Consider the following 22,876-nt stretch of genomic DNA (forward strand, 5'->3'; position numbering starts at 1 on the left):
CTCAGTACAGCGCCTTCGTCGAGATGGCGTAAGTCTTCGCGGCCTTGTCGTGCCAGCCCTGGCGCGCCTGCTCATCGAAGAACGGCGACAGCACCACCAGCAGCTCGACCAGACCGCCGATGCACGGGATCAGGCCCGGCAGCACCATCGTGGCCAGCCGGGTGAAGGCCGGCCCGCCGCCGATCCCGGCGCCCGGCTGTCCCGCCGACTGCTCGGTGACGATCCGGATGCCCGCCACGTTCTTGCCGACCGTCGCGCCACGCGTGGCGAGCATCACGCCCTCGTAGACCAGTACCGACAACGAGGTGAGCGGCAGGAACAGGAGGAAGATCCACCACGTGCTGGGGTCACCGGCGAGCACGGCGAGCTGCAGGATCAGCACGAGGATCGTCAGCGGCACACCGATGATCAGCCCGTCCACGACCCGGGCGAGGAACCGGCTGCCCATCGTCGCCAGCACCAGCGGCGGCGTGTGCCGGAACTGGATCCGCGACCCCGGCACGACGATGTGCGCCTGGCCCGGCATCGGCGGGATGCCGGCGTACTGGGGCTGGCCGTACGCGGGCTGCCCGTACTGGGGCTGGCCCGGATAACCCTGCGGCGGCCCGTACGCCGGGTAACCGGGCTGCGGCTGACCGGGCTGGCCGTACGGCTGCTGGAACCCGCCGGACGGCTGGCCGTAGGGCTGCGGACCGGTCTGCGGGTACTGCCCGTAGGGCTGCTGCCCCGGCGGCTGACCATAGGGATTGGTCACTGCGTCTCCCCCTCGGAGTGGATCACGTCGGGCGGCAGCGTACCCGGTGCTCCGGTGGGGGCCGCGGAACCGGTCAGAAACCCAGGCGGCGCAACTGCTTCGGGTCGCGCTGCCAGTCCTTGGCGACCTTCACGTGCAGGTTGAGGTAGACCTTGGTGCCCAGCAGCTTCTGGATCTGCTGCCGCGCCTGCGCCCCGACGGCCTTCATCCGCTCGCCCTGGTGGCCCAGGATGATGCCCTTCTGGCTGGGCCGCTCGACGTACACCGTGGCGTAGATGTCGAGCAGGTCGCGCTTGTCCTCGCGCGGCAGCATCTCCTCGACGGTCACCGCGATGGAGTGCGGCAGCTCGTCGCGCACGCCCTCCAGCGCCGCCTCGCGGATCAGCTCCGCCACGAGCGTCTGCTCCGGCTCGTCGGTCAGGTCGCCGTCCGGGTAGAGCTGCGGGCCCTCGGGCAGCCGCGCGACCAGCAGGTCCTCCAGCTGCTTCACCTGGAAACCGTCCACCGCGGACACCGGGATCAGCTCTTCGAAGTCCAGCACGTCCTGCAGCGCCAGCAGCTGCTCGGCGATCTGCTCCGGCTTGGCCACGTCGGTCTTGGTGACGATCCCGATGACCGGGGTGCGCTTGGCGACCTTGCGCAGCTCGCTCGCGATGTAGCGGTCGCCGGGGCCGACCTTCTCGTCGGCGGGCACGCAGAACCCCACGACGTCCACTTCGGACCACGTCTCGCGCACGACGTCGTTGAGCCGCTGCCCAAGCAGGGTCCGCGGCTTGTGCACGCCGGGCGTGTCCACGATGACCAGCTGGGCGTCGTCGCGGTGGACGATGCCGCGGATGGCGTGCCGGGTGGTCTGCGGCTTGCTCGAGGTGATCGCGACCTTGGTGCCGACCAGCGCGTTGGTCAGGGTGGACTTGCCGGCGTTGGGACGGCCGACGAAGCAGGCGAAACCGGAGCGGTGGGTCACAGGACTTCCTGCACGGTTCCGGACGGATCGGCCCGCAGGATCGTCGCCGTCTTCGCCAGGTCGCGCACGGCCTGCACGGACGCCTCGGCCACGAACGGCTCGGCCGTGACGACCGCGGCCGCCTCCAGTCCCTCCGCCCCGCTGGACACCGCAGCCGCGACCGCCGCCTGCAACGCGGTGATCTTGAACGAGGGCAGGTCGACCGTGGTGGCCGCGTAGGTGCGGCCGTCGGTGTCGCGCACCGCGGCGCCCTCGGCGGCGGAGTTCCGCGCCCGCGCGGATCGGGCGAGGATGACGATCTTCTCGTCCTCCGGGTCCAGCTCAGGCATGGTCCACACTCCTGTCGGCCTCGTCGTGGTCACCGTTACCGGTACGCACCCTACGTCCGGCCAGCTCGTCGCTCTCCGCCTGCACCACCACGGTCGTGATCCGCATCCGGCCGCGGCGGTCCTTGCCGCCCTCGGCGTGCAGCCGCAGGCCGTCCACTTCGGCCTCGGCGCCGGGCAGCGGCACCCGCCCGAGCCGCTGCGCGAGCAGACCGCCGACGGTCTCCACGTCGTGGTCCTCCAGCTCCAGTCCGAACAGCTCGCCCAGGTCGCCGACGCCGAGCCGCGCGGACACCCGGACCGTGCGGTCGTCGAGGTGCTCGACCGGCGGCCGTTCCTCCAGGTCGGACTCGTCGGTGATCTCGCCGACGATCTCCTCCAGGATGTCCTCGATGGTCAGCAGGCCCGCGGTGCCGCCGTACTCGTCGACCGCGATCGCCAGGTGGTTGTGCGACACCTGCATCTCCCGCAGCAGGTCGTCCAGGCGCTTGGAGTCGGGCACGAAGCTCGCCGGGTACATCAGGTCCGACACCGGCTTGGCCTCGCCGCCTTCGAGCTGCGCCCGGACCAGGTCCTTGATGTTGACCACGCCGACGATCTCGTCCACCGACTCGCCGATCACCGGCAGCCGGGTGTACCCGGTACGCAGCGACAACGCGAGCGCCTGCCGGACGCTCTTGGTCTGCTCGATCCAGATGATCTCGGTGCGCGGCACCATCACCTCGCGCGCCACCGTGTCGCCGAGCTCGAACACCGAGTGGATCATCTGCCGCTCGCCCGGCTCCACCACGCCGCGTTCCTCGGCCAGGTCGACCAGCTCGCGCAGCTCGATTTCCGTGGTGAACGGGCCTTCCCGGAACCCCTGGCCGGGGGTGATCGCGTTGCCGATGATGATCAGCAGCCGGGACAGCGGTCCGAGGACCGACCCGAGCACCCGCACCGGCCAGGCGATGACGGTGCCCACGCGGTAGGGGTACTGGCGGCCGATGGTGCGCGGCCCGACGCCGATGAGGACGTAGCTGACCAGCACCATCACCAGCGCGGCCACCACCAGCGCCAGCGCTTCGGGCTTGATCCAGCGCAGGAACACGACGGTGACCAGGACCGTCGCGGTCAGCTCGCAGCCGAGCCGAAGCAGCACCAGCAGGTTGATGTGCCTGCGCCGCTCGTCGATCACCATGGCCAGCTGGCGGGCGCCGGGGCGGCCCATCCGGACCAGCCCCTCGGCGCGGGCCTTGGACACGGTGCTCACCGCCGCGTCGGCGGCCGCCAGCACCGCGCCGAGCAGCACCAGCGCCACGGCGATCACCAGGAGAGCGGCCGAACTCGCCATCTCCGGCCGCCTCAGCTTTCGGCGTCGGCGGGGCCGTCCAGGCCCGCGGCCCCCAGCAGCCGGTCGTCGGCCGTGCGCTGCGCGTCGCGGCGCCGCGCCTCGGCGACCGCGGCCTGGAAGTCGGCCAGGATCCGCTTCTGCAGCCCGAACATCTCGCGCTCCTCGGCGGGCTCGGCGTGGTCGTAGCCGAGCAGGTGCAGCACGCCGTGCACGGTCAGCAGGTGCAGCTCGTCGAGCAGCGAGTGGCCGGCGGTGCGGGCCTGGTCCCTGGCGAAGGCCGGGCACAGCACGATGTCGCCGAGCAGCGCGGGCGACGGGTCACCGGCGTCGGGGCGGCGGGCGGCGTCCAGCTCGTCCATGGGGAAGGCCATGACGTCGGTGGGACCGGGCAGGTCCATCCACCGTTCGTGCAGGTCGGACATGACGTCCAGGGTCACAAGCACCACCGACAGCTCGGCGAGCGGGCTGACCTCCATGCGGTCCAGCGCGAAGCGCGCGGCCGAGACGATCGACGTCTCGTCCACCGCGACGCCGGACTCGTTCGCGATCTCGATGGTCATGCTCAGTGCCGGCCCCGCCAGCCGTTCCCGGTGCCGGTGCCGCGCTCGGCGTCCTGCTCGGCCTGCCACTTCTCGTAGGCGTCCACGATGTCCCCGACCAGCCGGTGGCGCACCACGTCGGAGCTGGTCAGCGTGGCGAAATGCAAGTCTTCCACGCCTTCCAGGATCTCACGCACCACCCGCAGGCCCGACTTCTGCCCGGTCGGCAGGTCGACCTGCGTGATGTCGCCGGTCACCACGATCTTCGAGCCGAAGCCGAGCCGAGTGAGGAACATCTTCATCTGCTCGGGCGTGGTGTTCTGCGCCTCGTCGAGGATGATGAACGCGTCGTTGAGGGTGCGGCCGCGCATGTAGGCCAGCGGCGCGATCTCGATCGTGCCCGCCTGGATCAGGCGCGGGATCGAGTCCGGGTCGACCATGTCGTGCAGCGCGTCGTACAGCGGCCGCAGGTACGGGTCGATCTTCTCGGACAGCGTGCCCGGCAGGAAGCCGAGCCGCTCCCCGGCCTCGACCGCGGGGCGGGTGAGGATGATCCGGGTGATCGCCTTGGCCTGCAGCGCCTGCACGGCCTTCGCCATCGCCAGGTACGTCTTGCCGGTGCCGGCCGGGCCGACCCCGAACACGATCGTGTGCTTGTCGATGGCGTCGACGTAGCGCTTCTGGTTCAGCGTCTTCGGACGGATGGTGCGGCCGCGCCTGGACAGGATGTCCATGCTGAGCACCTCGGCAGGCGACTCCGCGCCGCCTGCCGACAGCATGCCGACGGTACGGCGGACGGTGTCCGGGCCGACCTGCTGGCCGCGCCCGGCCAGCGCGACCAGTTCGGCGAACACGCGCTCGCCGAACGCGACGTCCGCGGGCTCCCCGGTGAGGGTGACCTCGTTGCCCCGGACGTGGACGTCGGCGGCCAGCAGTTCCTCGGCCACCCGCAGGTTCTCGTCGCGGGATCCGAGCAGCGTCAGCACCGCGCCGTCCGGAATGGGGAACCGGGACTGGGCGCTGCGCGTGCTCCGTGCGGTTCCGGTGGTCTCAGTGACGTCCCCGGCGCTCTCGGGAACGTCCGATCGGGCGGCTCCACCCTGTGCGGTTCCGGCCAAGTGTCCTCGGGCCTGCCTTCTGCGTTTCCGCTGCTCTCTTCCTGCTTACCCCATCGATGCTAGCGGGCCGGGCGGGGCGCGCGCAGTCGGTTACTTCGCGAGCCGCCCGAAGAACCCGAGCTGTTCCCCGCCCAGGACGTGCGCGTGCACGTGGAAGACCGTCTGGCCGGCGTCACTCTCCGTGTTGAAGACCACGCGGTACCCCGACTCGGCGATGCCCTCGAGTTCGGCGACCTTCGCGGCGGTCGTCAGCACGTCGGAGAGCAGTTGCGGATCGGCGGCGGCCAGCTCGGCGACATTCCGGTAACGCTTCTTCGGCACCACGAGCACGTGCACGCGAGCCTGCGGCTGGATATCCCGAAACGCGAAAGTCGTTTCAGTTTCGTACACCTTCTCGCTCGGGATCTCACCGGCGATGATCCGCTCGAACAGCGTCTCGGCATCACTCATGCGGCGAACCCTATCGCGTGCGGGAAGTGCGGTGGCGCAAGGGAAGTCGCGACTCGCGGTAGACGCCGCGGGGCGGTGGAGCCTGGGGGTCGCTCCACCGCCTCCGCGGCTCCGCCGGACCGAGGGGGGAGGTGTCCGGCGGGCTTTGGGCACCCGGGGGCGACCCCAGGTGTCGTGTGGGTCAGGGTAATGGGTGCGATGCCCGGTGCGCCACAGTCGACACCCAATTTTTTCCAGGTTTCGAAGACGGGCGGTACGCGAATCAGCCGTTGAGCCGCTTGCGGTGCGGTTTCCGTGATGTTCCGCGGAGGTGACCGGCTCCACGGTTCGCCCGGTCCGGCGACGACAGCGCGTGACGGTCAGTCCCAGCGGGAAGTCATCGCGCCGAGGGCGCCCAGGGCCACCGCGGCCGCGGTGGACGTGCGCAGCACCGTGGGGCCCAACCGGACCCCGACCGCACCCGCCGATGTCAGCGCGTCCACCTCGCCGTCGGTGATGCCGCCTTCCGGGCCCACCACCAGCAGCAGATCACCGGCGGCGGGCAGCGACAGCTCGGTCAGCCGCCGCGAAGCACTGCCCTCCAGCACCACCGCACACGCCGCTGTGGCCGCCACCGCCGCCAGCTCGGCCGTGCTCACCGGCTCGCGCACGGGCGGCACCCACGCCCGCCGGGCCTGCTTGGCCGCCGCGCGCGCAGTGTTCTGCCAGCGGGCCAGCGCCTTCGCCCCGCGCGGGCCCTCCTCCCAGCGCACCACGCTGCGCTCGGCCCGCCACGGCAGGATCTCGTCCGCACCCGCCTCCGTCGCCAGTTCCACGGCCAGCTCGCCGCGGTCGCCCTTGGCCAGCGCCTGCGCCACCACGACCCGCAGCGCGGGCGCGGCCTCCGTCCACCGCCGGGAAACCTCCAGGTCCAGCACCGGTTCACGGCCCGGGCGGACCTCCGCGATCACACACTCCGCGGCCGAACCGCGGCCGTCGGAGGCGACCAGCCGCTCCCCCGCGCGCATGCGCCGCACGGTCGCCGCGTGGCGGGCCTCCTCGCCGGACAACACGAACCGCGGCCCCGCCGGCAGCTCCTCGACCAGGAAGACCGGCGGCGTGGTGGACGGCATTACTTGTGGCTCTTGGCGCGCAGCTTCGAGAACAGCCCGCCCTGGTGCCGCCCGTTGGACGTCACCCCGGCCTCCTCGCCGCGCAGCTGGGCCAGCTGCTGCAACAGCTCGCGCTGAGCTTCGTCGATCTTGGTCGGCACCGTGACGTCCACGTGGACGTGCAGGTCGCCCCGCCCGTCGACCCGCCCGGACGAGCGCAGCCGCGGCATGCCCATCCCCGCCAGCACCAGCTCGGTGCCCGACTGGGTGCCCGGGTCCACCGACAGCTCGTACTCGCCGTCGATCAGGGTCTCCAACGGCACCGTCGCGCCCAGCGCGGCCGCCGTCATCGGGATCCGCAAGTTGCAGTGCAGGTCGTGGCCCTCGCGCACGAACACCTCGTGCGGCTCCTCGTCGACCTCGATGTAGAGGTCGCCCGCCGGGCCGCCACCGGGACCGACCTCGCCCTGGGCCGACAGCCGGATCCGCATCCCGTCGCCCACACCGGCCGGGATCTTCGCGGTCACCGAACGGCGGGCGCGCACCCGGCCGTCGCCACCGCACTGGCGGCACGGGTCGGTGATGACCTCGCCGAAGCCGCGGCACACCGGGCACGGCCGCGAGGTGACGACCTGGCCGAGGAAGGACCGCTGCACGGACTGGATCTCACCCTGCCCGCCACACGTGTCGCAGGTCTTCACGGTGCCGCCGGGAGCGGTGCCGTTGCCGTGGCACTGGTCGCACAGCACCGCGGTGTCGACGGTGATCTCCTTGTCGACCCCGGTCGCGCACTCTTCGAGGCTGAGGCTGATCCGGATCAGCGCGTCCGAGCCGGGCTGGACGCGGCTGCGCGGGCCGCGCCCGCGTCCGCCGCCGGTGGCCGCGCCGAAGAAGGCGTCCATGATGTCGCCGAGACCGCCGAACCCGCCGAACGGGTCGCCGCCGCCACCACCGGCGCGGGCCCCGTTGTCCAGCGGATCGCCGCCGAGGTCCACGATCTTGCGCTTCTGCGGGTCCGACAGGACCTCGTACGCCGTGGTGACCTCGCTGAACTTGTGCTGGGCGTCCTCGGACGGGTTGACGTCGGGGTGCAGCTCGCGGGCGAGCTTGCGGTAGGCGCGCTTGATCTCCTGATCACTCGCGTTCTTGGGCACCCCGAGGATGCCGTAGTAGTCCCTGGCCACCTTCTGAACCGTCCTCCTAGACAAGCATCGCCCTGGCTAGCCGCCGGCCAGGATCTGCCCCACGTAGTTGGCCACCGCGCGCACCGCGGCGATCGTGCCGGGGTAGTCCATCCGCGTCGGACCGACCACACCCATACCGCCGAGCAGCATGTCGTTCTTGCCGTAGCCGATCGACACGACCGAGGTGCTGCGCATCTGCTCGTCTTCATTCTCTTCACCGATGCGAACGGTGACCGCACCGGGGTTGCGCGCCGCGGCGAGCAGCTTGAGCACCACGACCTGTTCCTCGAGCGCCTCGAGCACCTGGCGCAGCGATCCGGGGAAGTCGGCGACGCTGCGGGTGAGGTTCGCCGTGCCGCCGAGGACCAGCCGCTCCTCGGGGTGCTCGACCAGGTGCTCGACCAGCAACGTGCAGATCCGCACGAGCGCGTCGCGCAGCTCGCCGGGCGCCTGGTCGGGCAGTTCGGTGACCCGGGTGGCCGCGTCGGTGAGGCGGCGGCCGGCCAGGGCCGCGTTGAGCATCTCGCGGATGCGGGCGACGTTCTCCTCGGTCATCACGTCACCGAGGTCGACGGTGCGCTGGTCGACCCGTCCGGAGTCGGTGATGATCACCAGCATCAGGCGGGCCGGTGTGAGCGGCACCACTTCCAGGTGGCGCAGCGAGGAGTTCGACATCGTCGGGTACTGGATGACCGCGACCTGCCTGGTCAGCTGCGCGAGCAGCCGCACCGAGCGGCGCAGGACGTCGTCCAGGTCCAGCGCCCCGTCGAGGAAGCTGATGATGGCCCGCCGTTCGGCCGGGCTCAGCGGCTTGACCTCGGACAACTTGTCGACGAAGAGCCGGTAGCCCTTGTCGGTGGGAATGCGGCCGGCGCTGGTGTGGGGCTGGGTGATGTACCCCTCCTCCTCCAGCACCGCCATGTCGTTGCGCACCGTCGCGCTGGACACGCCGAGACTGTGCCGGTCCACGAGCGCCTTGGAGCCGACCGGCTCGTGGGTCGACACGTAGTCCGCGACGATGGCGCGCAGGACCTCGAAGCGACGCTCCTCCGAGCTGGGCACGCCTCACCTCCGAACTCCTACGGCGGGTATCTCACCCCGAGTTTACGGAAGACGAACCTGAAGCGCCCTCGCTTGTGACCGGCTCACGTGCCGGGCACCCGCGGGGCGACCACCGCGCCGGCGACGGACAGGGGGGCGCCGTCGGCCAGCAGGCACGCTCCGGCCAGGATCGAGATGACGGGGCGCGACGCTCGTCTTCGTGGTGGACCTGGTCGACGTCAGCTGAGCCGGGACGCCACCCGCGCCAGCAGGCCGGCCACGGCCTCGACGTGCGCGGCCGGCCGGGGCCGGTGCACCGCGTACACCTCGCGGTCCAGCGCGCTCCCGGCCAGGTCGCGCATCACGATCCCGTCGGCGCCACGCAACACGCTCGCCGGCACCAGCGCCGCGCCCAGCCCGGCCCGGACCAGCGCGAGTATCGCCGCGTAGTCCCGGGTCTCGTAGGCGATCCGCGGCTCCACCCCGTCCTTGGCGGCCAGCAGGTCCAGGCACGGGCGGTCGGCCGAGATCCAGTCGTCGTCGGCGAGGTCGACCAGCTTCACCTCGGGCTTGCGCGCCGCCGGGTGGTGGGCGGGCAGCACCAGCCGCAGCCGGTCGGCGAGCAGCGGCATCCTCGTCAGCCCGCGTGACAGGCCTCATGGCCCCGGTCCGGCCCTCGGCCAGGATCGACTTCGTCAGCCCGCCGCGCGTGCGGACGCTCCGGCGCGACCGCAGCGAGCCCAGCGACCACACCGCCGGGGGGCGGCGCGGCCAGCGCGAGCGCGATGACCACGCCCTGCGTCAGGTGGACCTCGGTCGCCTGCCGGATCGCCTGGTTCAGGTCGGCGGCCCAGTCCAGCGCGAACAGGCCCACCGCGGTCGGCACGGCGCCGAGCAGGGCCGGGATCGCGCCCCGGCCGGACAGGGTGAGCGGCTGCTCGCCTCAGGCCGGGGCGCGTGCGTCGGGAACTGCTGGCCAACCGAGTGGGCGCTCAGGAGTTGCGCGGGAAGCCCAAGTTCACCCCGCCCTGCGAGGGGTCCGGCCAGCGCGACGTGACGACCTTGGTCCGGGTGAAGAAGTGGAACCCTTCCGGCCCGTAGGCGTGGCTGTCGCCGAAAAGGGAGTCCTTCCAGCCGCCGAACGAGTAGTACCCGACGGGCACCGGGATGGGCACGTTGAGCCCGACCATCCCGACCTCGACCTCGTTCTGGAACCGCCGCGCGGCGCGGCCGTCGTTGGTGAAGATCGCCGTCCCGTTGCCGTAGGCGTTGGCGTTCACCAGCGCCAGCGCGTGGTCGTAGCTGCCGGCCCGGACGACCGACAGCACCGGGCCGAAGATCTCGTCCGTGTAGATCGACATGTCGGTGCGCACCTGGTCGAACAGCGTCGGCCCGAGCCAGAACCCGCCGCCGGGCACCGAAACCGACCGGCCGTCCACCACGAGCGACGCCCCCGCCGACACCCCGGCCTCCACATAGGACTGCACCCGGTCGCGGTGCGCCGCCGTCACCAGCGGGCCCATCTCCGAGTCCGGCGACCGCCCGTCGCCGACCGTCAGCGAGCCCATCCGGGACGCGATCTTCGACACCAGCTCGTCGCCGACCGGATCCACGGCGACCACCACGGACACCGCCATGCACCGCTCCCCCGCCGATCCGAACCCGGCCGACACGGCGGCGTCCGCGGCGAGGTCGAGGTCGGCGTCGGGCAGCACGACCATGTGGTTCTTCGCTCCGCCCAGCGCCTGCACCCGCTTGCCGTGCGCGGTGCCCGTCTCGTACACGTACCGCGCGATCGGCGTCGATCCGACGAACGAGATCGCCTTCACCACCGGATGGGTCAGCAGCCCGTCGACCGCGACCTTGTCCCCGTGCAGCACGTTGAGCGCCCCGTCCGGCAACCCGGCCTCGGCGAACAGCTCGGCGATGAACAGCGACGCCGACGGGTCCTTCTCGCTCGGCTTGAGCACGACCGTGTTGCCGCAGGCCAGCGCGTTGGGCACGAACCACAGCGGCACCATCGCCGGGAAGTTGAACGGCGAGATCACCCCGACCACGCCGAGCGGCTGCGCGATCGAGTACACGTCCACGCCGGTGGAGGCGTTCTCGCTGAACCCGCCCTTGAGCATCTGCGGCGCGCCGCAGGCGTACTCGACGTTCTCGATGGCGCGGGCGATCTCACCGGCCGCGTCGGAGAGGACCTTGCCGTGTTCCGCGGTGATGATCGCCGCCAGCTCATCCTTGCGCTCGGTGAGCAGCTCGCGGAAGCGGAACAGCACCCGCGACCGCGCCGCGAGCGAGGTGTCCCGCCAGCCGGGGAAGGCGCGCGCGGCCGCCGACACGGCCTCGTCCACCTGCCCGCCACCGGCGAAGTCCACGCGCGCGCGCACTTCACCGGTGGCGGGGTCGAACACCTCCCCGGTCCGGTCCGGAACCCCAGCCCACGGCTTGCCGTCGATCCAGTGGCTGATCCGCGGCGTCACTTCCGCGCCTCCTGCACGGCGGCGATCGACTCCCGCAGGATTTCGAGCGCCTCGCCGGTCTCGTCGTCGGTCAGGGTCATCGGCGGCGCCAGCCGGATCACGTTGCCGTGCAGCCCGCCCTTGCCGACCAGCAGACCACGGGCGCGCGTCTCCTCCAGCACCAGCCGCGCGGACTCCGGGCTCGGCGCCCCGTCCGGCTCGACCAGCTCGACGCCGATCATCAGTCCCTTGCCGCGCACGTCGCCGACGACGTCGTAGCGCTCGGCGATGTCGCGCAGCCCGGTCAGCAGCCGCGCGCCCTGCTTCGCCGCGTTGCCCTGCAGGTCGTGGCTGAGCAGGTAGTCCAGCGTCGCCTTCGCGCCCGCGGTGGACACCGGGTTGCCGCCGAAGGTCGAGATCGAGTTCGCGGTGATGGAGTCCATCAGCTCGCCGCGCGCGACGACCCCGCCGATCGCCAGCCCGTTGCCGAGGCCCTTGGCGAACGTCATCGCGTCCGGCGTGACGCCGTGCGCCTGGATGCCCCAGAAGTGCTCACCGGTGCGGCCCCAGCCGGTCTGGACCTCGTCGGAGATCAGCAGGATGCCGTACTCGTCGAGGACCTCCTTGAAGGCGGCGAACAGCCCGTCCGGCGGCACGTTGAACCCGCCCACGCCCTGGATCGGCTCGGCGATCAACGCGGCCACGTCGCCCGAGGTGGTGGTCTCCAGGACGTCCCGCAGGTCGTCGGTGCAGGCGCGCACGTAGTCGGCGTCGGACAGGTTCCGGAACGCGTCCCGGTAGCGGTAGCCGCCCTGGACGTAGGAGACCTTGACGGGCGAGAGCGAGCTGGCGGACCAGCCGCGGTTGCCGGTGATGCCGATCGTGGCGAACGCCCGGCCGTGGTAGCTGTTGCGCATCGCGAGCACCTGGTTGGAGCGGCGGTACTGCGTCGCGAGCATCAGCGCGGTCTCGTTGGCCTCGGTGCCGGAGTTGGTGAAGAACACCTTGGCGTCCGGGATGCCGCTCAGCTGGGCGATCTGCTCGGCGAGCTCGACCTGCTTGCGGATCAGGTACAGCGTCGAGGTGTGCAGGACCCCGGAGTCGACCTGGGCGCGGATGGCGTCGGAGATCTCGGCGACGTCGTAGCCGATGGCGTTGGTGAGGATGCCGGCGAAGAAGTCCAGATAGGTGGTGCCGGAGGAATCGGTGACCCGCCTCCCCTGCGCTCGCACGATCTCCAGGGGCTCGTCGTAGTACAGGGCCAGCCAGTTCGGCAGGACCGCCCGGTGCCGGGCCAGCAGCTCCGATTCGCTCATGCCCGCCAGTCTCGGTGGCCGCCGCGCCCGCCCACCACACACAACATGTACCCAATGGCCGGATCGGCCGTACAGTCTGCTTTCTGCGGAGGTGGTGGCGCTTGTACCCGACGGTCGCGGACGTGCTGGCCCTGCCGGTGCTGCGGCACGGCCGCCCGAAGGTCGTGGCAGGCGGGCAGAAGCTGGACACCCGCGTGCGCTGGGTGCACGTCGCCGAGGTCGCCGACATCGGGCACCTGCTCAAGGGCGGCGAGCTGGTCCTCACCACCGGGATCGCGCTGCCGGACGACGCCGCGCAGCTGGCGAAGTACGTGGACGGGCTCGCCGAGGCCGGGGTCGCCGGGCTGGTGGTCGAGCTGGTCCGGCACTGGAGCGACGCGCTGCCGCGGGCGCTGGTCGACGCGGCCGCGCGGCACGAGCTGCCGTTGATCACGCTGTCCCGCGAGACGCGGTACGTCGCGGTCACCGAGGCGGTGAACGGGCTGATCGTGGACGCCCAGGTCGCCGAGCTGCGCGCCGCCGAACACGTGCACCAGGTGTTCACGCAGCTCACCGTCGCGGGAGCGGAACCGGCCGAGGTGCTGCGCGAGGTCGCGCGCATGACCGAGTCGCCGGTGGTGCTGGAGACCCTGGCCCACGAGGTGCTCGCCTACGACTCCGCGGGCGCCGATCCGGCCGAGCTGCTGACCGGCTGGCCGTCCCGCTCCCGCACCGTGCACCTGGGCGAGCGCACCGGCTACCACGCCGACGCCGGCTGGCTGGTCACCGTCGTCGGCGCGCGCGGGCACGACTGGGGACGGCTGGTGGTCGTGTGCGACGAGCCGCCGCCGGACCGGCACGTCGTGGTCGCCGAGCGGGCGGCGTCCGCGCTCGCGGTGCACCGGCTGGTCGCGCGCGAGGCGGACAGCCTGGAGCGGCAGGCGCACCGCGCGGTGCTGGCGGAGCTGATGACCTCGCCCGCCCCGTCCACCGAACTGCTGGCCCGCGCGGCCGCGCTGGGCTCGCCGTTGTCCGGGCGGCTGGTGGGCGTCGCGGTCCGGCCGCGGATGACCGCGTCGCAACGGCAGGCGGCGTCCGCGCCGACCGTGCTGCGGGACCTCGCCGAGACCGTCTCCCTGGCCACCCGCCGGGCGAAGGTCTCCGCGCTCGTGGCGGTCGTCGACGACGTCAGCGTGCGTGCGCTGCTGTCGCTGTCGCCGCAGGCCAACGTCGACGCGGTGCTGCGGCGGCTGTCCGCCGAGCTGCGGGCCCGCCCGACGTCGGTGCCCGTGGTCCTGGCGGTCGGCACGGTGGTGGACAGCGCCGCCGACGCCCGCCGCAGCCTGGTCGAGGCCGCCCACGTCGCCGCGGCGGCGCTGCGCTCGGACACCGACCGCGAGGTCCACCGGCTGCAGGACGTCCGCCTGCGCGGGCTGCTGCACCTGCTCGCCGACGACGAGCGCGTGCGGGCCTTCGCCGAGCGCGAGCTGGGCCCGCTGTTGTCGCGGGACGCGGCATCGGGCACCCGGCTGGTGCAGGCCCTGCGGCACTACTGCGAGCACGGCGGCAACAAGTCCGCCGCGGCCGCGGCCGCGCACACCTCCCGCACCGCCTACTACCAGCAGCTCGCCCGCATCGAGCAGGTGCTCGGCGTGCCGCTGGAGGACCCTGAATCGATGCTGTCGCTCTACCTCGCGCTGCTGGCCCATGATCTTTTCGACGATCACCCGAACCGGTAACACAGATCCGGGCTGGACCGGCCGATAGCCCCGATATGCCTTTTTCCGCCCTACTCCCCGCCGCGGCGTCGGTGCTGGCCCTGGCCGCCCCGCCCGCCCAGACCCCCGCGGCCAGCCTGATGCTCTCCCTGCAGGACGGCGCGGGCCGGGTCGTCACCGTGAGCCTGGACTGCCACCCGGCGGGCGGCAGCCACCCCGGCAAGACCAAGGCCTGCGCCACGCTGACCACTGTGGACGGCGACATCGAGCGCATCCCCGGCGAGGCGACGGTGTGCCCGATGATCTACAGCCCGACCACGGCCACCGCCAAGGGCCACTGGCGCGGCAAGCCGGTGGTGTACACCCACACCTTCGGCAACAAGTGCGCCGCGGCCGCCGAGTCCGGCGGGGTCTTCGAATTCTGAACCCGTGTTTCAACCAGGTTGACCGGCTGTCACAACCGGCTTTCACATCCGGGTGATGCACCGGCCCGCGCCGGGCGCAATCGACACAATGCGTTCCGACGCGGGCAACGGTGAACACTCTGACAGTGCCTCCCCCGCGGCGGGGACGAGCAGGATTCCGCAATGGAACCCACCTCGCAGATCACGCGACCGGACGGCCGGGTGGATCTCAGCGACACCGCGCCGATCCGGGGTAGCCGGTTCTTCAACGACGAGCTCGCTCCGGTGCCCGTCGAAAAACGCACCTGGAGCACCTACAACTATTTCGCCCTGTGGATGGGAATGGCGCACAACATTCCCAGCTACGCGCTCGCCGCGTCGTTGATCGCGCTGGGGATGAACTGGCTCCAGGCGCTCATCACGATCACCCTGGGCAATCTGATCGTGCTCGTTCCCATGTTGCTCAACAGCCACGCCGGCACCAAGTACGGAATCCCGTTCCCGGTGTTCGCGCGTGCCTTCTACGGAATCCGGGGCGCGAACCTGGCCGCGCTGCTCCGGGCGTTCATCGCGTGCGGCTGGTTCGGCATCCAGACCTGGGTCGGCGGCGAGGCGATCTACATCCTGGTCGGCAAGCTCACCGGGTCGGGGTGGCGCAACGCGGCCGAGGTGGGCGGCCAGCCGTGGACGCTGTGGCTGTCGTTCGGCGTCTTCTGGGTGGTCCAGATGCTGATCATCTGGCGCGGCATGGAGGCGGTGCGGCGGTTCGAGAACTGGACCGCGCCGCTGGTGTCGGTCGGGTTCCTGATCCTGCTCGCCTACGTGCTCATCAAGGCCGGCGGCCTCGGCCCGATCCTGTCCGAACCGGCGAAGCTCGGCTGGGGCACCGGCTTCTGGAAGATCTTCGCGCCGTCGCTGATGGCGATGATCGCGTTCTGGTCGACGCTGTCGCTGAACATGCCGGACTTCACCCGCTTCGGCGGCAGCCAGCGCAAACAGGCCCGCGGCCAGGTGCTCGGCCTGCCGACCACGATGACGTTCATCGCGATCGTGGCGATCCTGACCACCTCCGGCGGCCAGGTGCTCTACGGCGAGGCGATCTGGGACCCGGCGCAGCTGGCCGACCGGTTCTCCAGCCCGGCGCTGGTGGTGGTCGCGCTGATCGCGCTGGTGCTCGCCACGATCTCGGCGAACCTCGCGGCGAACGTGGTCAGCCCGTCCTACGACTTCTCCAACGCCTTCCCCAAGCGCATCACCTTCGCCGTCGGCGGCCTGATCACCGGCGTGATCGGCGTGGTGATCATGCCGTGGAAGCTCTACTCCGACCCCGACATCTACATCTTCGCCTGGCTTGGCTTCTACGGCGGCGTGCTCGGCGCGGTCGCCGGGGTGCTGGTGGCCGGGTACTGGGTCGTCAAGCGCACCAACCTGGACCTGGCCGGGCTCTACGCCGAGGGCGGGCGGTACTGGTTCCGCGCCGGGTGGAACTGGCGCGCGCTGGTGGCGACGGCCGTGGGCGGGGTGCTCGCGGTCGGCGGCGCCTACACCGCGCCGGGTTCGCAGGGTCCATTCCCCGCCGACGGGCTGATCCCGTTCCTCAAGCCCGTCTACGACTACAGCTGGGTGGCCGGTCTGGCCGGCGCCTTCGTCGTCTACCTCGCGCTGTCCTGGGCGCACCGTCAACCGAAGGAGGAAACCCGTGAGCAATCTGGTCCGAGCCGCGTTGGTACAGCAGCGGTGGACGGGTGACAAGGACTCGATGATCGCCGGCGCGGTCGACGCGATCGGCACCGCCGCCTCCCAGGGCGCGCAGGTCGTGTGCCTGCAGGAGCTGTTCTACGGGCCGTACTTCTGCCAGGTGCAGGACGCCGACTACTACTCCTACACCGAGGGCATCCCGGACGGCCCGACGACCAAGCTGCTGCAGGAGGTCGCCGAGCGGCACGGCATCGTGATCGTGGCGCCGATGTACGAGGAGGAGCAGGCCGGCGTCTACTACAACACCGCCGCCGTGATCGACGCCGACGGCAAGTACCTGGGCAAGTACCGCAAGAACCACATCCCGCAGGTCAAGGGCTTCTGGGAGAAGTTCTACTTCCGGCCCGGCAACACCGGCTACCCGGTGTTCGACACCGCGGTCGGCCGCATCGGCGTCTACATCTGCTACGACCGGCACTTCCCGGAGGGCTGGCGCGCGCTGGGCCTGGCCGGGGCGAAGATCGTGTTCAACCCGTCGGCGACCAGCCGCGGCCTGTCGCAGTACCTGTGGCGGCTGGAGCAGCCCGCCGCGGCCGTGGCGAACGAGTACTACGTCGGCGCGATCAACCGGGTCGGCGTGGAACCGCTGGGCGACAACGACTTCTACGGCCAGACCTACTTCGTCGACCCGCGCGGCGAACTGGTCGGCGACGCCGCATCCGACACCGAGGACGAGGTCGTGGTGCGGGACCTGGACATGGACAAGCTGGGTGAGGTCCGGGACCTGTGGCAGTTCTACCGCGACCGCCGCCCGGACTCCTACGACTCGATCGTGGCGCCCTGAGGGAGAACGCATGCGCACGCTGATCAAGGGCGGCACCGTGCTGTCCACCACCGGGGCGAGCCGCGCGGACGTGCTTGTCGAGGGCGAGACGATCGCCGCGGTCGCCGCGCCGGGGCTGTTCGACACCGCCGACGAGGTGATCGACGCGACCGGGAAGTACGTGCTGCCCGGCGGGATCGACGCCCACACCCACATGGAGATGCCGTTCGGCGGCACGTTCTCGCACGACACCTTCGAAACCGGCACCACCGCGGCCGCGTGGGGCGGCACCACCACGATCATCGATTTCGCGGTGCAGCCCAAGGGTTCCACGCTGCAGCCGACGCTGGACAAGTGGCACGAGAAGGCCGACGGCAACTGCGCCGTGGACTACGGGTTCCACATGATCCTGTCCGACGTCAACGACACCACGCTGAAGGAGATGGAGGCCTGCATCGACGCCGGGGTGTCCAGCTTCAAGATGTTCATGGCCTACCCGGGCGTGTTCTACTCCACCGACGGCGAGATCCTGCGCGCGATGCAGCAGGCGAGGCAGACCGGCGCCACGATCATGATGCACGCGGAGAACGGCATCGCGATCGACCAGCTGGTCGCGCAAGCGCTCGCCGAAGGCAAGGGCGATCCGGTGCAGCACGGGCTGACCCGGCCGCCGGAGCTGGAGGGCGAGGCGACGTCGCGGGCGATCCGGCTCGCGCAGGTGACCGGCGCGCCGCTCTACATCGTGCACCTGTCGGCGTCGCAAGCGCTTGCGGCCGTCGCGGAAGCGCGGAACACGGGGCAGAACGTGTTCGCCGAGACCTGCCCGCAGTACCTCTACCTGTCCATCGAGGACCTGGCCAAGCCGGACTTCGAGGGCGCGAAGTACGTCGCTTCCCCGCCGCTGCGGGAGAAGTGGCACCAGGGCGACCTGTGGCGCGGGCTGCGCACGAACGACCTGAGCGTGGTGTCGACCGACCATTGCCCGTTCTGCTTCAAGGACCAGAAGGAGCTCGGCCGCGGGGACTTCTCGAAGATCCCCAACGGCATGCCGGGTGTCGAGCACCGGATGGACCTGCTGCACCAGGGTGTGGTGGCCGGCGAGATCTCGCTGGGCCGCTGGGTGGAGGCGTGCTCGACCACCCCGGCGCGCATGTTCGGCCTGTACCCGCGCAAGGGCGTGATCGCGCCCGGCTCGGACGCCGACATCGTGGTCTACGACCCGGCGGCGAAGCAGACCCTCTCGGCCGAGACGCACCACATGAACGTGGATTACTCGGCGTACGAGGGCTTCGAGATCACCGGGAAGGTCGAGACCGTGCTCTCGCGTGGCCGCGTGATCGTGTCGCCGTCCGGGTTCACCGGCAGCGCCGGGCACGGGAAGTTCCTGTCCCGGGACCTGTGCCAGTACCTGAACTAGGGAGCCGTCATGGACTTCGGTGTGGTGCTGCAGACGGATCCGCCCGCGCGTGAGGTGGTCCGGCTGATGAAGGCGGCAGAGGACTGCGGGTTCGGCTACGGCTGGACGTTCGACTCCGTGGTGCTGTGGCAGGAGCCGTTCGTCATCTACTCGCAGATCCTGGCCGCCACCTCGGCGATGACGGTCGGGCCGATGGTCACCAGCCCGGGCACCCGGGACTGGTCGGTGCTCGCGTCGTTGTTCGCCACGCTCAACGACATGTTCGGCAACCGCACTGTGTGCGGGATCGGGCGCGGCGACTCGGCGCACCGGGTGATCGGCAAGCGACCGTCCACATTGGCCACGGTCCGGGACGCGATGCACGCGATCAAGGAGCTGGCCGAGGGCAGGGAGGTGGTGCTCGGCGACACCCCGGTGCGGATCCCGTGGGTGCGCGGCGGGCGGCTGGAGATGTGGATGGCCGGGTACGGGCCGAAGGCGCTGCAATTGGCGGGTGAGCACGCGGACGGGTTCATCCTGCAGTGCGCGGACCCGGCGATCGCGGAGTGGACCATCGGCTCGGTCCGCGAGGCGGCCAGGGCGGCGGGACGGGACCCGGCCGGCATCACGATCTGCGTCGCGGCGCCCGCGTACGTCGGGGACGACCTGCCGCACCAGCGCGACCAGCTGCGGTGGTTCGGCGGGATGGTCGGCAACCACGTCGCCGACCTGGTGGCCCGCTACGGCGAGTCCGGCCTGGTGCCGCACGAGCTGACCGACTACATCCGCGAGCGGCAGGGCTACGACTACGCCCACCACGGCAAGGCGGGCAACCCGTCGACCGACTTCGTCCCGGACGAGATCGTCGACCGGTTCTGCCTGACCGGCCCCGCGGGGGCGCACGTCGCGCGGCTGCAGGAACTGGCCGCCCTGGGGGTCGACCAGTTCGCCGTGTACCTGATGCACGACCAGCGCGAACAGACGCTGCACGCCTACGGCGAGCAGATCATCGGCAAGCTGGGATGAGCACCCGCCGGGTGGCGGGCAACATCCGCCACCCGGCGCCTCCCGGCGGGGTCAGGATGGTGTTCCACACCGTCGTGACCAGGAGGCCCGATGACCACCAGCACCCCGTACGGCCCGCCACCGGCGTTCGACCCCGAAGCCGCGGCCATGCTCGACGTCATCGCCGAGCAGGTCCCGCCCGCGATCCTGCCGGACATGATCCCCGCGATGCGCGAGGGCATGGGCGCACGCCTGCTCTCCGACGACGAGCTGAGCCAGGACGGGCGCATCGAACTGGTGGACCGGCGGGTGTCGGACGAGGTGTCCGTGGTCGTCGGCCGCCCCACCGGGCTGCGCACACCCGCGCCCGGGATCTACTGGATCCACGGCGGCGGCATGGTCGTGGGCACCAACCGCGTCGGGCTCGACGAGCCGCTGGCCTGGGCGCTCGAGCTGGGGCTGGTCGTGGTGTCGGTGGAGTACCGGCTGGCGCCCGAGCACCCGCACCCGGTGCCGGTCGAGGACTGCTACGCCGGGCTGCGGTGGACCCGCGAGCACGCCGCCGAGCTGGGCATCGACCCGTCCCGGCTGGTCGTGGCCGGGGGCAGCGCGGGTGGTGGGCTGAGCGCGGCCGTCGCACTGATGGCCCGGGACCGCGGCGGACCGCGGCTGACGGGGCAGTTGCTGGTCGCGCCCATGCTGGACGACCGCAACGAGACCCCGTCGACGCACCAGATGAAGGGGCTCGGCGTGTGGGACCGCACGTCGAACGACACCGGCTGGACGGCGCTGCTGGGCTCGGCGCGCGGCGGCCCGGACGTCTCGCCCTACGCCGCCCCGGCGCGGGCCACCGACCTGTCCGGGCTGCCGCCTGCGTTCATCGACGTCGGCTCGGCGGAGTCCTTCCGCGACGAGGACGTCGACTACGCGCGGCGGATCTGGCTGGCGGGCGGGTCCGCCGAGCTGCACGTGTGGCCGGGCGGCTACCACGGGTTCGACTCGTTCGCGCCGCAGGCGGAGATCTCCCGGGCCGCGAAGGCCGCGCGGTTGCGGTGGCTGCGGCGGATCCTCGCCGAGTGACACCATGGACCGGTGAGAGAGCTGGCAGGGCGGCTGGCCGCGCTCGACCCGGAGGCGGGCGCCGCGGTCAAGGTGATCGCCTACTTCGACCGCCTCGTCGACGGGCACGCCGGGCTGGAGGCGCTGGTCCGCGGCGCGGCCACCCTCGCCGGCTGCGCCGCGCGGCTGGAGGCGCCCGGCAGGCGGATCCGGGTTTCGGCCGACGGCCGCCGGTCGGACCTGGACACCCCGGTCGATCCGGCTTGGCCCGGTGTGGACGGGTTGTGGCTGGAGCGGCCGGGCCCGCCTTCCGCGGTGGATGCGATGGTCCTCGAACGCGCCGCCGCCGCGATCCGGCTCGTGCTGGAGCGGGACCGGGTGCCGGAGCCCGTCGAGGTCGTGCTGGACGGCACCGCGGCCCCGCAGGCCAGGGAGAAGGCGGCGCGGCGGCTGGGCCTGGGGGCGACCGCGCGTGCCATCGCCTACGCCGACGGCACGGCCGGGGTGATGATCACCCCGCCGGCCGGGGCACGCGCGGGAATCGGCCCCGCGGTGCCCGTGCTGGACCTGCCGTCGTCCCTGGCCGCGGCCCGGACGGCGCTGCGGTTCACCGCCGAAGGCACCCCGGACGACCCGGGTCCGCGGGTGGTCCGCGCGGACGAGCTGGGCGGGCTGGCGGTGCTCGCGCAAGCCGTCGGGCCGGGTAGCGAACCGGTCCCGGACGTGCGTGCCCTGGAGCGCGCGGCCGCGTCGGCGCCGTGGATGCTCGCGACGCTCGACGCCGTGGCCACCAGTGCGAGCCTGCGCGCGGCGGCCGCCGCGCTCACCGTGCACCACTCGACGCTGCAGGACCGGCTGGCCCACGCGGAAACCCTGCTGGGCTGGTCGGTGCACGACCCGTCCGGGCGCCTGCGCCTGCAGCTCGCACTGGCGCTGCGGCGGCTGCACCGTCAGTCGACGAGCGCCTGATACACCAGCTGCCGCAGGTACTGCCGGATCGGGTGAGTGCTGGACGGCAGCAGCTGCGTGAAGAACAACGCGGTGATCTCCGCGGCGGGATCGACCCAGAACGCGGTGCTCGCCGCACCGCCCCAGGCGAACTCGCCCTCGCCGGACAGGGTTTTCGCCTTCACCGGGTCGGTCAGGACGGAGAAGCCGAGCCCGAACCCGAAACCGTGGAAGGGCATTTCGGCGAACAGCGGCCTGCCATAGGCCTCCAGGTCCACACCGCCCGGCAGGTGGTTGCTCGTCATCAGGTCGACGGTGCGCGGGCCGAGCAGCCGGACCCCGTCGAGTTCGCCGCGGTTCAGCAGGAACTGGGTGAACCGGTGGTAGTCCGCGGCCGTGGACACGAGCCCGCCACCGCCCGATAGACACGCGGCCTTCTCCAGCCCGGACCGCCCGAACGCGTCGTTGCGGACGGCCTTGCCGGTACTGGGATCGGGCACGTACAGCGCGGCGAACTTGTCCGTGGAGTCGGTGGCGAAACCCGTGTTGCCCATGCCGAGCGGTTCGAAGACGCGCTGTGCGAAGAACTCGTCCAGAGGCTGCCCGGACACCACTTCGACGAGCCGGCCGAGGACGTCCGTGGCGACCGAGTAGTTCCACTCCGCGCCGGGCTGGAAGACCAGCGGCAGCTCCGCCCACCGCCGCGTGCACTCGGCGAGGTCGGCGCCCGGCGGGGTCCCCCACTCGAAGCCGTTGGCGCGGTAGATCGCGTCGACCGGGTGGGCGTGGTGGAAGCCGTAGGTGAGCCCGGCGGTGTGGGTGAGCAGGTGCCACACGCGGATCGGCTCGGTGGCCGGTTCGGTGACCGGTTTGAGCGCGGAGCCCTTGACGAACACGCGCGGCTCGGCGAACTCCGGCAGCCAGCGGGCGATCGGGTCGGTGAGCTCGAAGGCGCCCTCCTCGTAGAGCACCATCGCGGCGACCGACGTGATCGGCTTGGTCATCGAGAAGATGCGCCAGCGGGTGTCCACTTCGACCGGAAGGCCCGCTTCGACGTCCCGGTGGCCCTGTCGCGCGACGTAGGCGATCTTGCCGCGCCGCGCGACCACGGCCAGGTACCCGGGAAGCAGGCCGTCGTCCACGTACCGGCCGAAGTGCCCGTCGATCCGGTCCAGCCGCCGCGCGTCGAACCCCACCTCGGCGGGGTCGGTGTCCACCTTCAGCTCCGTCGCCATGATCCCGTTCTACTCCAGCCGGCCTTGACA

23 protein-coding genes are annotated in these 22,876 nt (G+C 71.6%); 8 read left to right on the forward strand and 15 right to left on the reverse strand.

The features are described 5' to 3' along the window. Position 1: 1 nt before the first annotated feature. The 14 genes from AMYTH_RS0118480 to AMYTH_RS0118545 all read right to left on the reverse strand — a co-directional run bounded on the left by AMYTH_RS0118480 (position 2) and on the right by AMYTH_RS0118545 (position 12,581). Positions 2-754 (reverse strand): RDD family protein, encoded by a 753-nt coding sequence (locus AMYTH_RS0118480; protein ID WP_027931578.1) that lies wholly within the window; start codon positions 752-754, stop codon positions 2-4. A gap of 73 nt (positions 755-827) precedes the next feature. Beyond that, positions 828-1,721: a GTPase Era gene (era, locus tag AMYTH_RS0118485; RefSeq protein WP_020416609.1), complete on the reverse strand. Its 894-nt coding sequence runs from the start codon at positions 1,719-1,721 to the stop codon at positions 828-830. Then, entirely contained in the window at positions 1,718-2,050 is a 333-nt protein-coding gene (locus AMYTH_RS0118490; RefSeq protein ID WP_027931579.1) for a hypothetical protein, read from the reverse strand. The genes era and AMYTH_RS0118490 overlap by 4 nt, the downstream gene beginning before the upstream one ends. Further along, positions 2,043-3,380, reverse strand: a complete 1,338-nt coding sequence (locus AMYTH_RS0118495) for a hemolysin family protein (RefSeq protein WP_027931580.1) — start codon at positions 3,378-3,380, stop codon at positions 2,043-2,045. The genes AMYTH_RS0118490 and AMYTH_RS0118495 overlap by 8 nt, the downstream gene beginning before the upstream one ends. Before the next feature lie 11 nt (positions 3,381-3,391). Further along, entirely contained in the window at positions 3,392-3,940 is a 549-nt protein-coding gene (gene ybeY, locus AMYTH_RS0118500) for an rRNA maturation RNase YbeY (protein WP_017981232.1), read from the reverse strand. 2 nt (positions 3,941-3,942) lie between these two features. Further along, the gene (locus tag AMYTH_RS0118505) at positions 3,943-5,037 is read right to left on the reverse strand and encodes a PhoH family protein (RefSeq protein ID WP_027931581.1); all 1,095 of its coding nucleotides are present in this window, start codon (positions 5,035-5,037) and stop codon (positions 3,943-3,945) included. 90 nt (positions 5,038-5,127) lie between these two features. After that, on the reverse strand, positions 5,128-5,487 hold the full coding sequence (locus AMYTH_RS0118510) for a histidine triad nucleotide-binding protein (protein WP_017981230.1): 360 nt from the start codon (positions 5,485-5,487) through the stop codon (positions 5,128-5,130). A gap of 359 nt (positions 5,488-5,846) precedes the next feature. Continuing rightward, on the reverse strand, positions 5,847-6,599 hold the full coding sequence (locus tag AMYTH_RS0118515) for a 16S rRNA (uracil(1498)-N(3))-methyltransferase (RefSeq protein ID WP_027931582.1): 753 nt from the start codon (positions 6,597-6,599) through the stop codon (positions 5,847-5,849). Beyond that, a complete protein-coding gene (gene dnaJ / locus AMYTH_RS0118520) occupies positions 6,599-7,762 on the reverse strand; it encodes a molecular chaperone DnaJ (protein ID WP_017981228.1) in 1,164 nt (387 codons plus the stop codon). Before dnaJ ends, AMYTH_RS0118515 begins: the two co-directional genes overlap by 1 nt. 36 nt (positions 7,763-7,798) lie before the next feature. Beyond that, positions 7,799-8,824 (reverse strand): heat-inducible transcriptional repressor HrcA, encoded by a 1,026-nt coding sequence (hrcA, locus tag AMYTH_RS0118525; RefSeq protein ID WP_017981227.1) that lies wholly within the window; start codon positions 8,822-8,824, stop codon positions 7,799-7,801. Between the two features lie 218 nt (positions 8,825-9,042). Further along, positions 9,043-9,435: a LysR family transcriptional regulator substrate-binding protein gene (locus AMYTH_RS45255; RefSeq protein ID WP_228684862.1), complete on the reverse strand. Its 393-nt coding sequence runs from the start codon at positions 9,433-9,435 to the stop codon at positions 9,043-9,045. Between the two features lie 5 nt (positions 9,436-9,440). Next, complete coding sequence (locus AMYTH_RS0118535; RefSeq protein ID WP_027931583.1) at positions 9,441-9,689, reverse strand: hypothetical protein; 249 nt, start codon at positions 9,687-9,689, stop codon at positions 9,441-9,443. A gap of 106 nt (positions 9,690-9,795) precedes the next feature. Then, the gene (locus AMYTH_RS0118540) at positions 9,796-11,286 is read right to left on the reverse strand and encodes a CoA-acylating methylmalonate-semialdehyde dehydrogenase (RefSeq protein ID WP_027931584.1); all 1,491 of its coding nucleotides are present in this window, start codon (positions 11,284-11,286) and stop codon (positions 9,796-9,798) included. Then, positions 11,283-12,581, reverse strand: coding sequence for an aspartate aminotransferase family protein (locus AMYTH_RS0118545; protein WP_027931585.1), 1,299 nt, complete (start codon positions 12,579-12,581; stop codon positions 11,283-11,285). The genes AMYTH_RS0118540 and AMYTH_RS0118545 overlap by 4 nt, the downstream gene beginning before the upstream one ends. A gap of 101 nt (positions 12,582-12,682) precedes the next feature. On the opposite strand from AMYTH_RS0118545, the gene AMYTH_RS0118550 reads away from it, so the two are divergent. From AMYTH_RS0118550 to AMYTH_RS0118585, 8 genes are all read left to right on the forward strand, one after another. Then, on the forward strand, positions 12,683-14,299 hold the full coding sequence (locus AMYTH_RS0118550; protein ID WP_027931586.1) for a PucR family transcriptional regulator: 1,617 nt from the start codon (positions 12,683-12,685) through the stop codon (positions 14,297-14,299). Between the two features lie 35 nt (positions 14,300-14,334). Continuing rightward, on the forward strand, positions 14,335-14,703 hold the full coding sequence (locus AMYTH_RS0118555; RefSeq protein ID WP_017981223.1) for an SSI family serine proteinase inhibitor: 369 nt from the start codon (positions 14,335-14,337) through the stop codon (positions 14,701-14,703). A gap of 162 nt (positions 14,704-14,865) precedes the next feature. Then, entirely contained in the window at positions 14,866-16,431 is a 1,566-nt protein-coding gene (locus tag AMYTH_RS0118560; RefSeq protein WP_027931587.1) for an NCS1 family nucleobase:cation symporter-1, read from the forward strand. Beyond that, on the forward strand, positions 16,382-17,224 hold the full coding sequence (locus AMYTH_RS0118565; RefSeq protein WP_027931588.1) for a nitrilase-related carbon-nitrogen hydrolase: 843 nt from the start codon (positions 16,382-16,384) through the stop codon (positions 17,222-17,224). Before AMYTH_RS0118560 ends, AMYTH_RS0118565 begins: the two co-directional genes overlap by 50 nt. 10 nt (positions 17,225-17,234) lie before the next feature. Beyond that, entirely contained in the window at positions 17,235-18,620 is a 1,386-nt protein-coding gene (gene hydA / locus AMYTH_RS0118570) for a dihydropyrimidinase (RefSeq protein WP_027931589.1), read from the forward strand. A 9-nt stretch (positions 18,621-18,629) separates the two neighbouring features. Continuing rightward, positions 18,630-19,625 (forward strand): TIGR03842 family LLM class F420-dependent oxidoreductase, encoded by a 996-nt coding sequence (locus AMYTH_RS0118575; RefSeq protein WP_027931590.1) that lies wholly within the window; start codon positions 18,630-18,632, stop codon positions 19,623-19,625. Between the two features lie 90 nt (positions 19,626-19,715). After that, positions 19,716-20,684 (forward strand): alpha/beta hydrolase, encoded by a 969-nt coding sequence (locus tag AMYTH_RS0118580; protein WP_027931591.1) that lies wholly within the window; start codon positions 19,716-19,718, stop codon positions 20,682-20,684. A 12-nt stretch (positions 20,685-20,696) separates the two neighbouring features. Then, positions 20,697-21,632, forward strand: coding sequence for a helix-turn-helix domain-containing protein (locus AMYTH_RS0118585; RefSeq protein ID WP_027931592.1), 936 nt, complete (start codon positions 20,697-20,699; stop codon positions 21,630-21,632). Here AMYTH_RS0118585 and AMYTH_RS0118590 read toward each other — a convergent pair. Continuing rightward, complete coding sequence (locus AMYTH_RS0118590) at positions 21,614-22,846, reverse strand: serine hydrolase domain-containing protein (RefSeq protein WP_027931593.1); 1,233 nt, start codon at positions 22,844-22,846, stop codon at positions 21,614-21,616. The genes AMYTH_RS0118585 and AMYTH_RS0118590 overlap by 19 nt on opposite strands. Between the last annotated feature and the right edge of the window lie 30 nt (positions 22,847-22,876).

The sequence above is a fragment of the Amycolatopsis thermoflava N1165 genome, from assembly GCF_000473265.1.
In the GTDB taxonomy this organism is placed as follows: Bacteria; Actinomycetota; Actinomycetes; order Mycobacteriales; family Pseudonocardiaceae; genus Amycolatopsis_E; species Amycolatopsis_E thermoflava.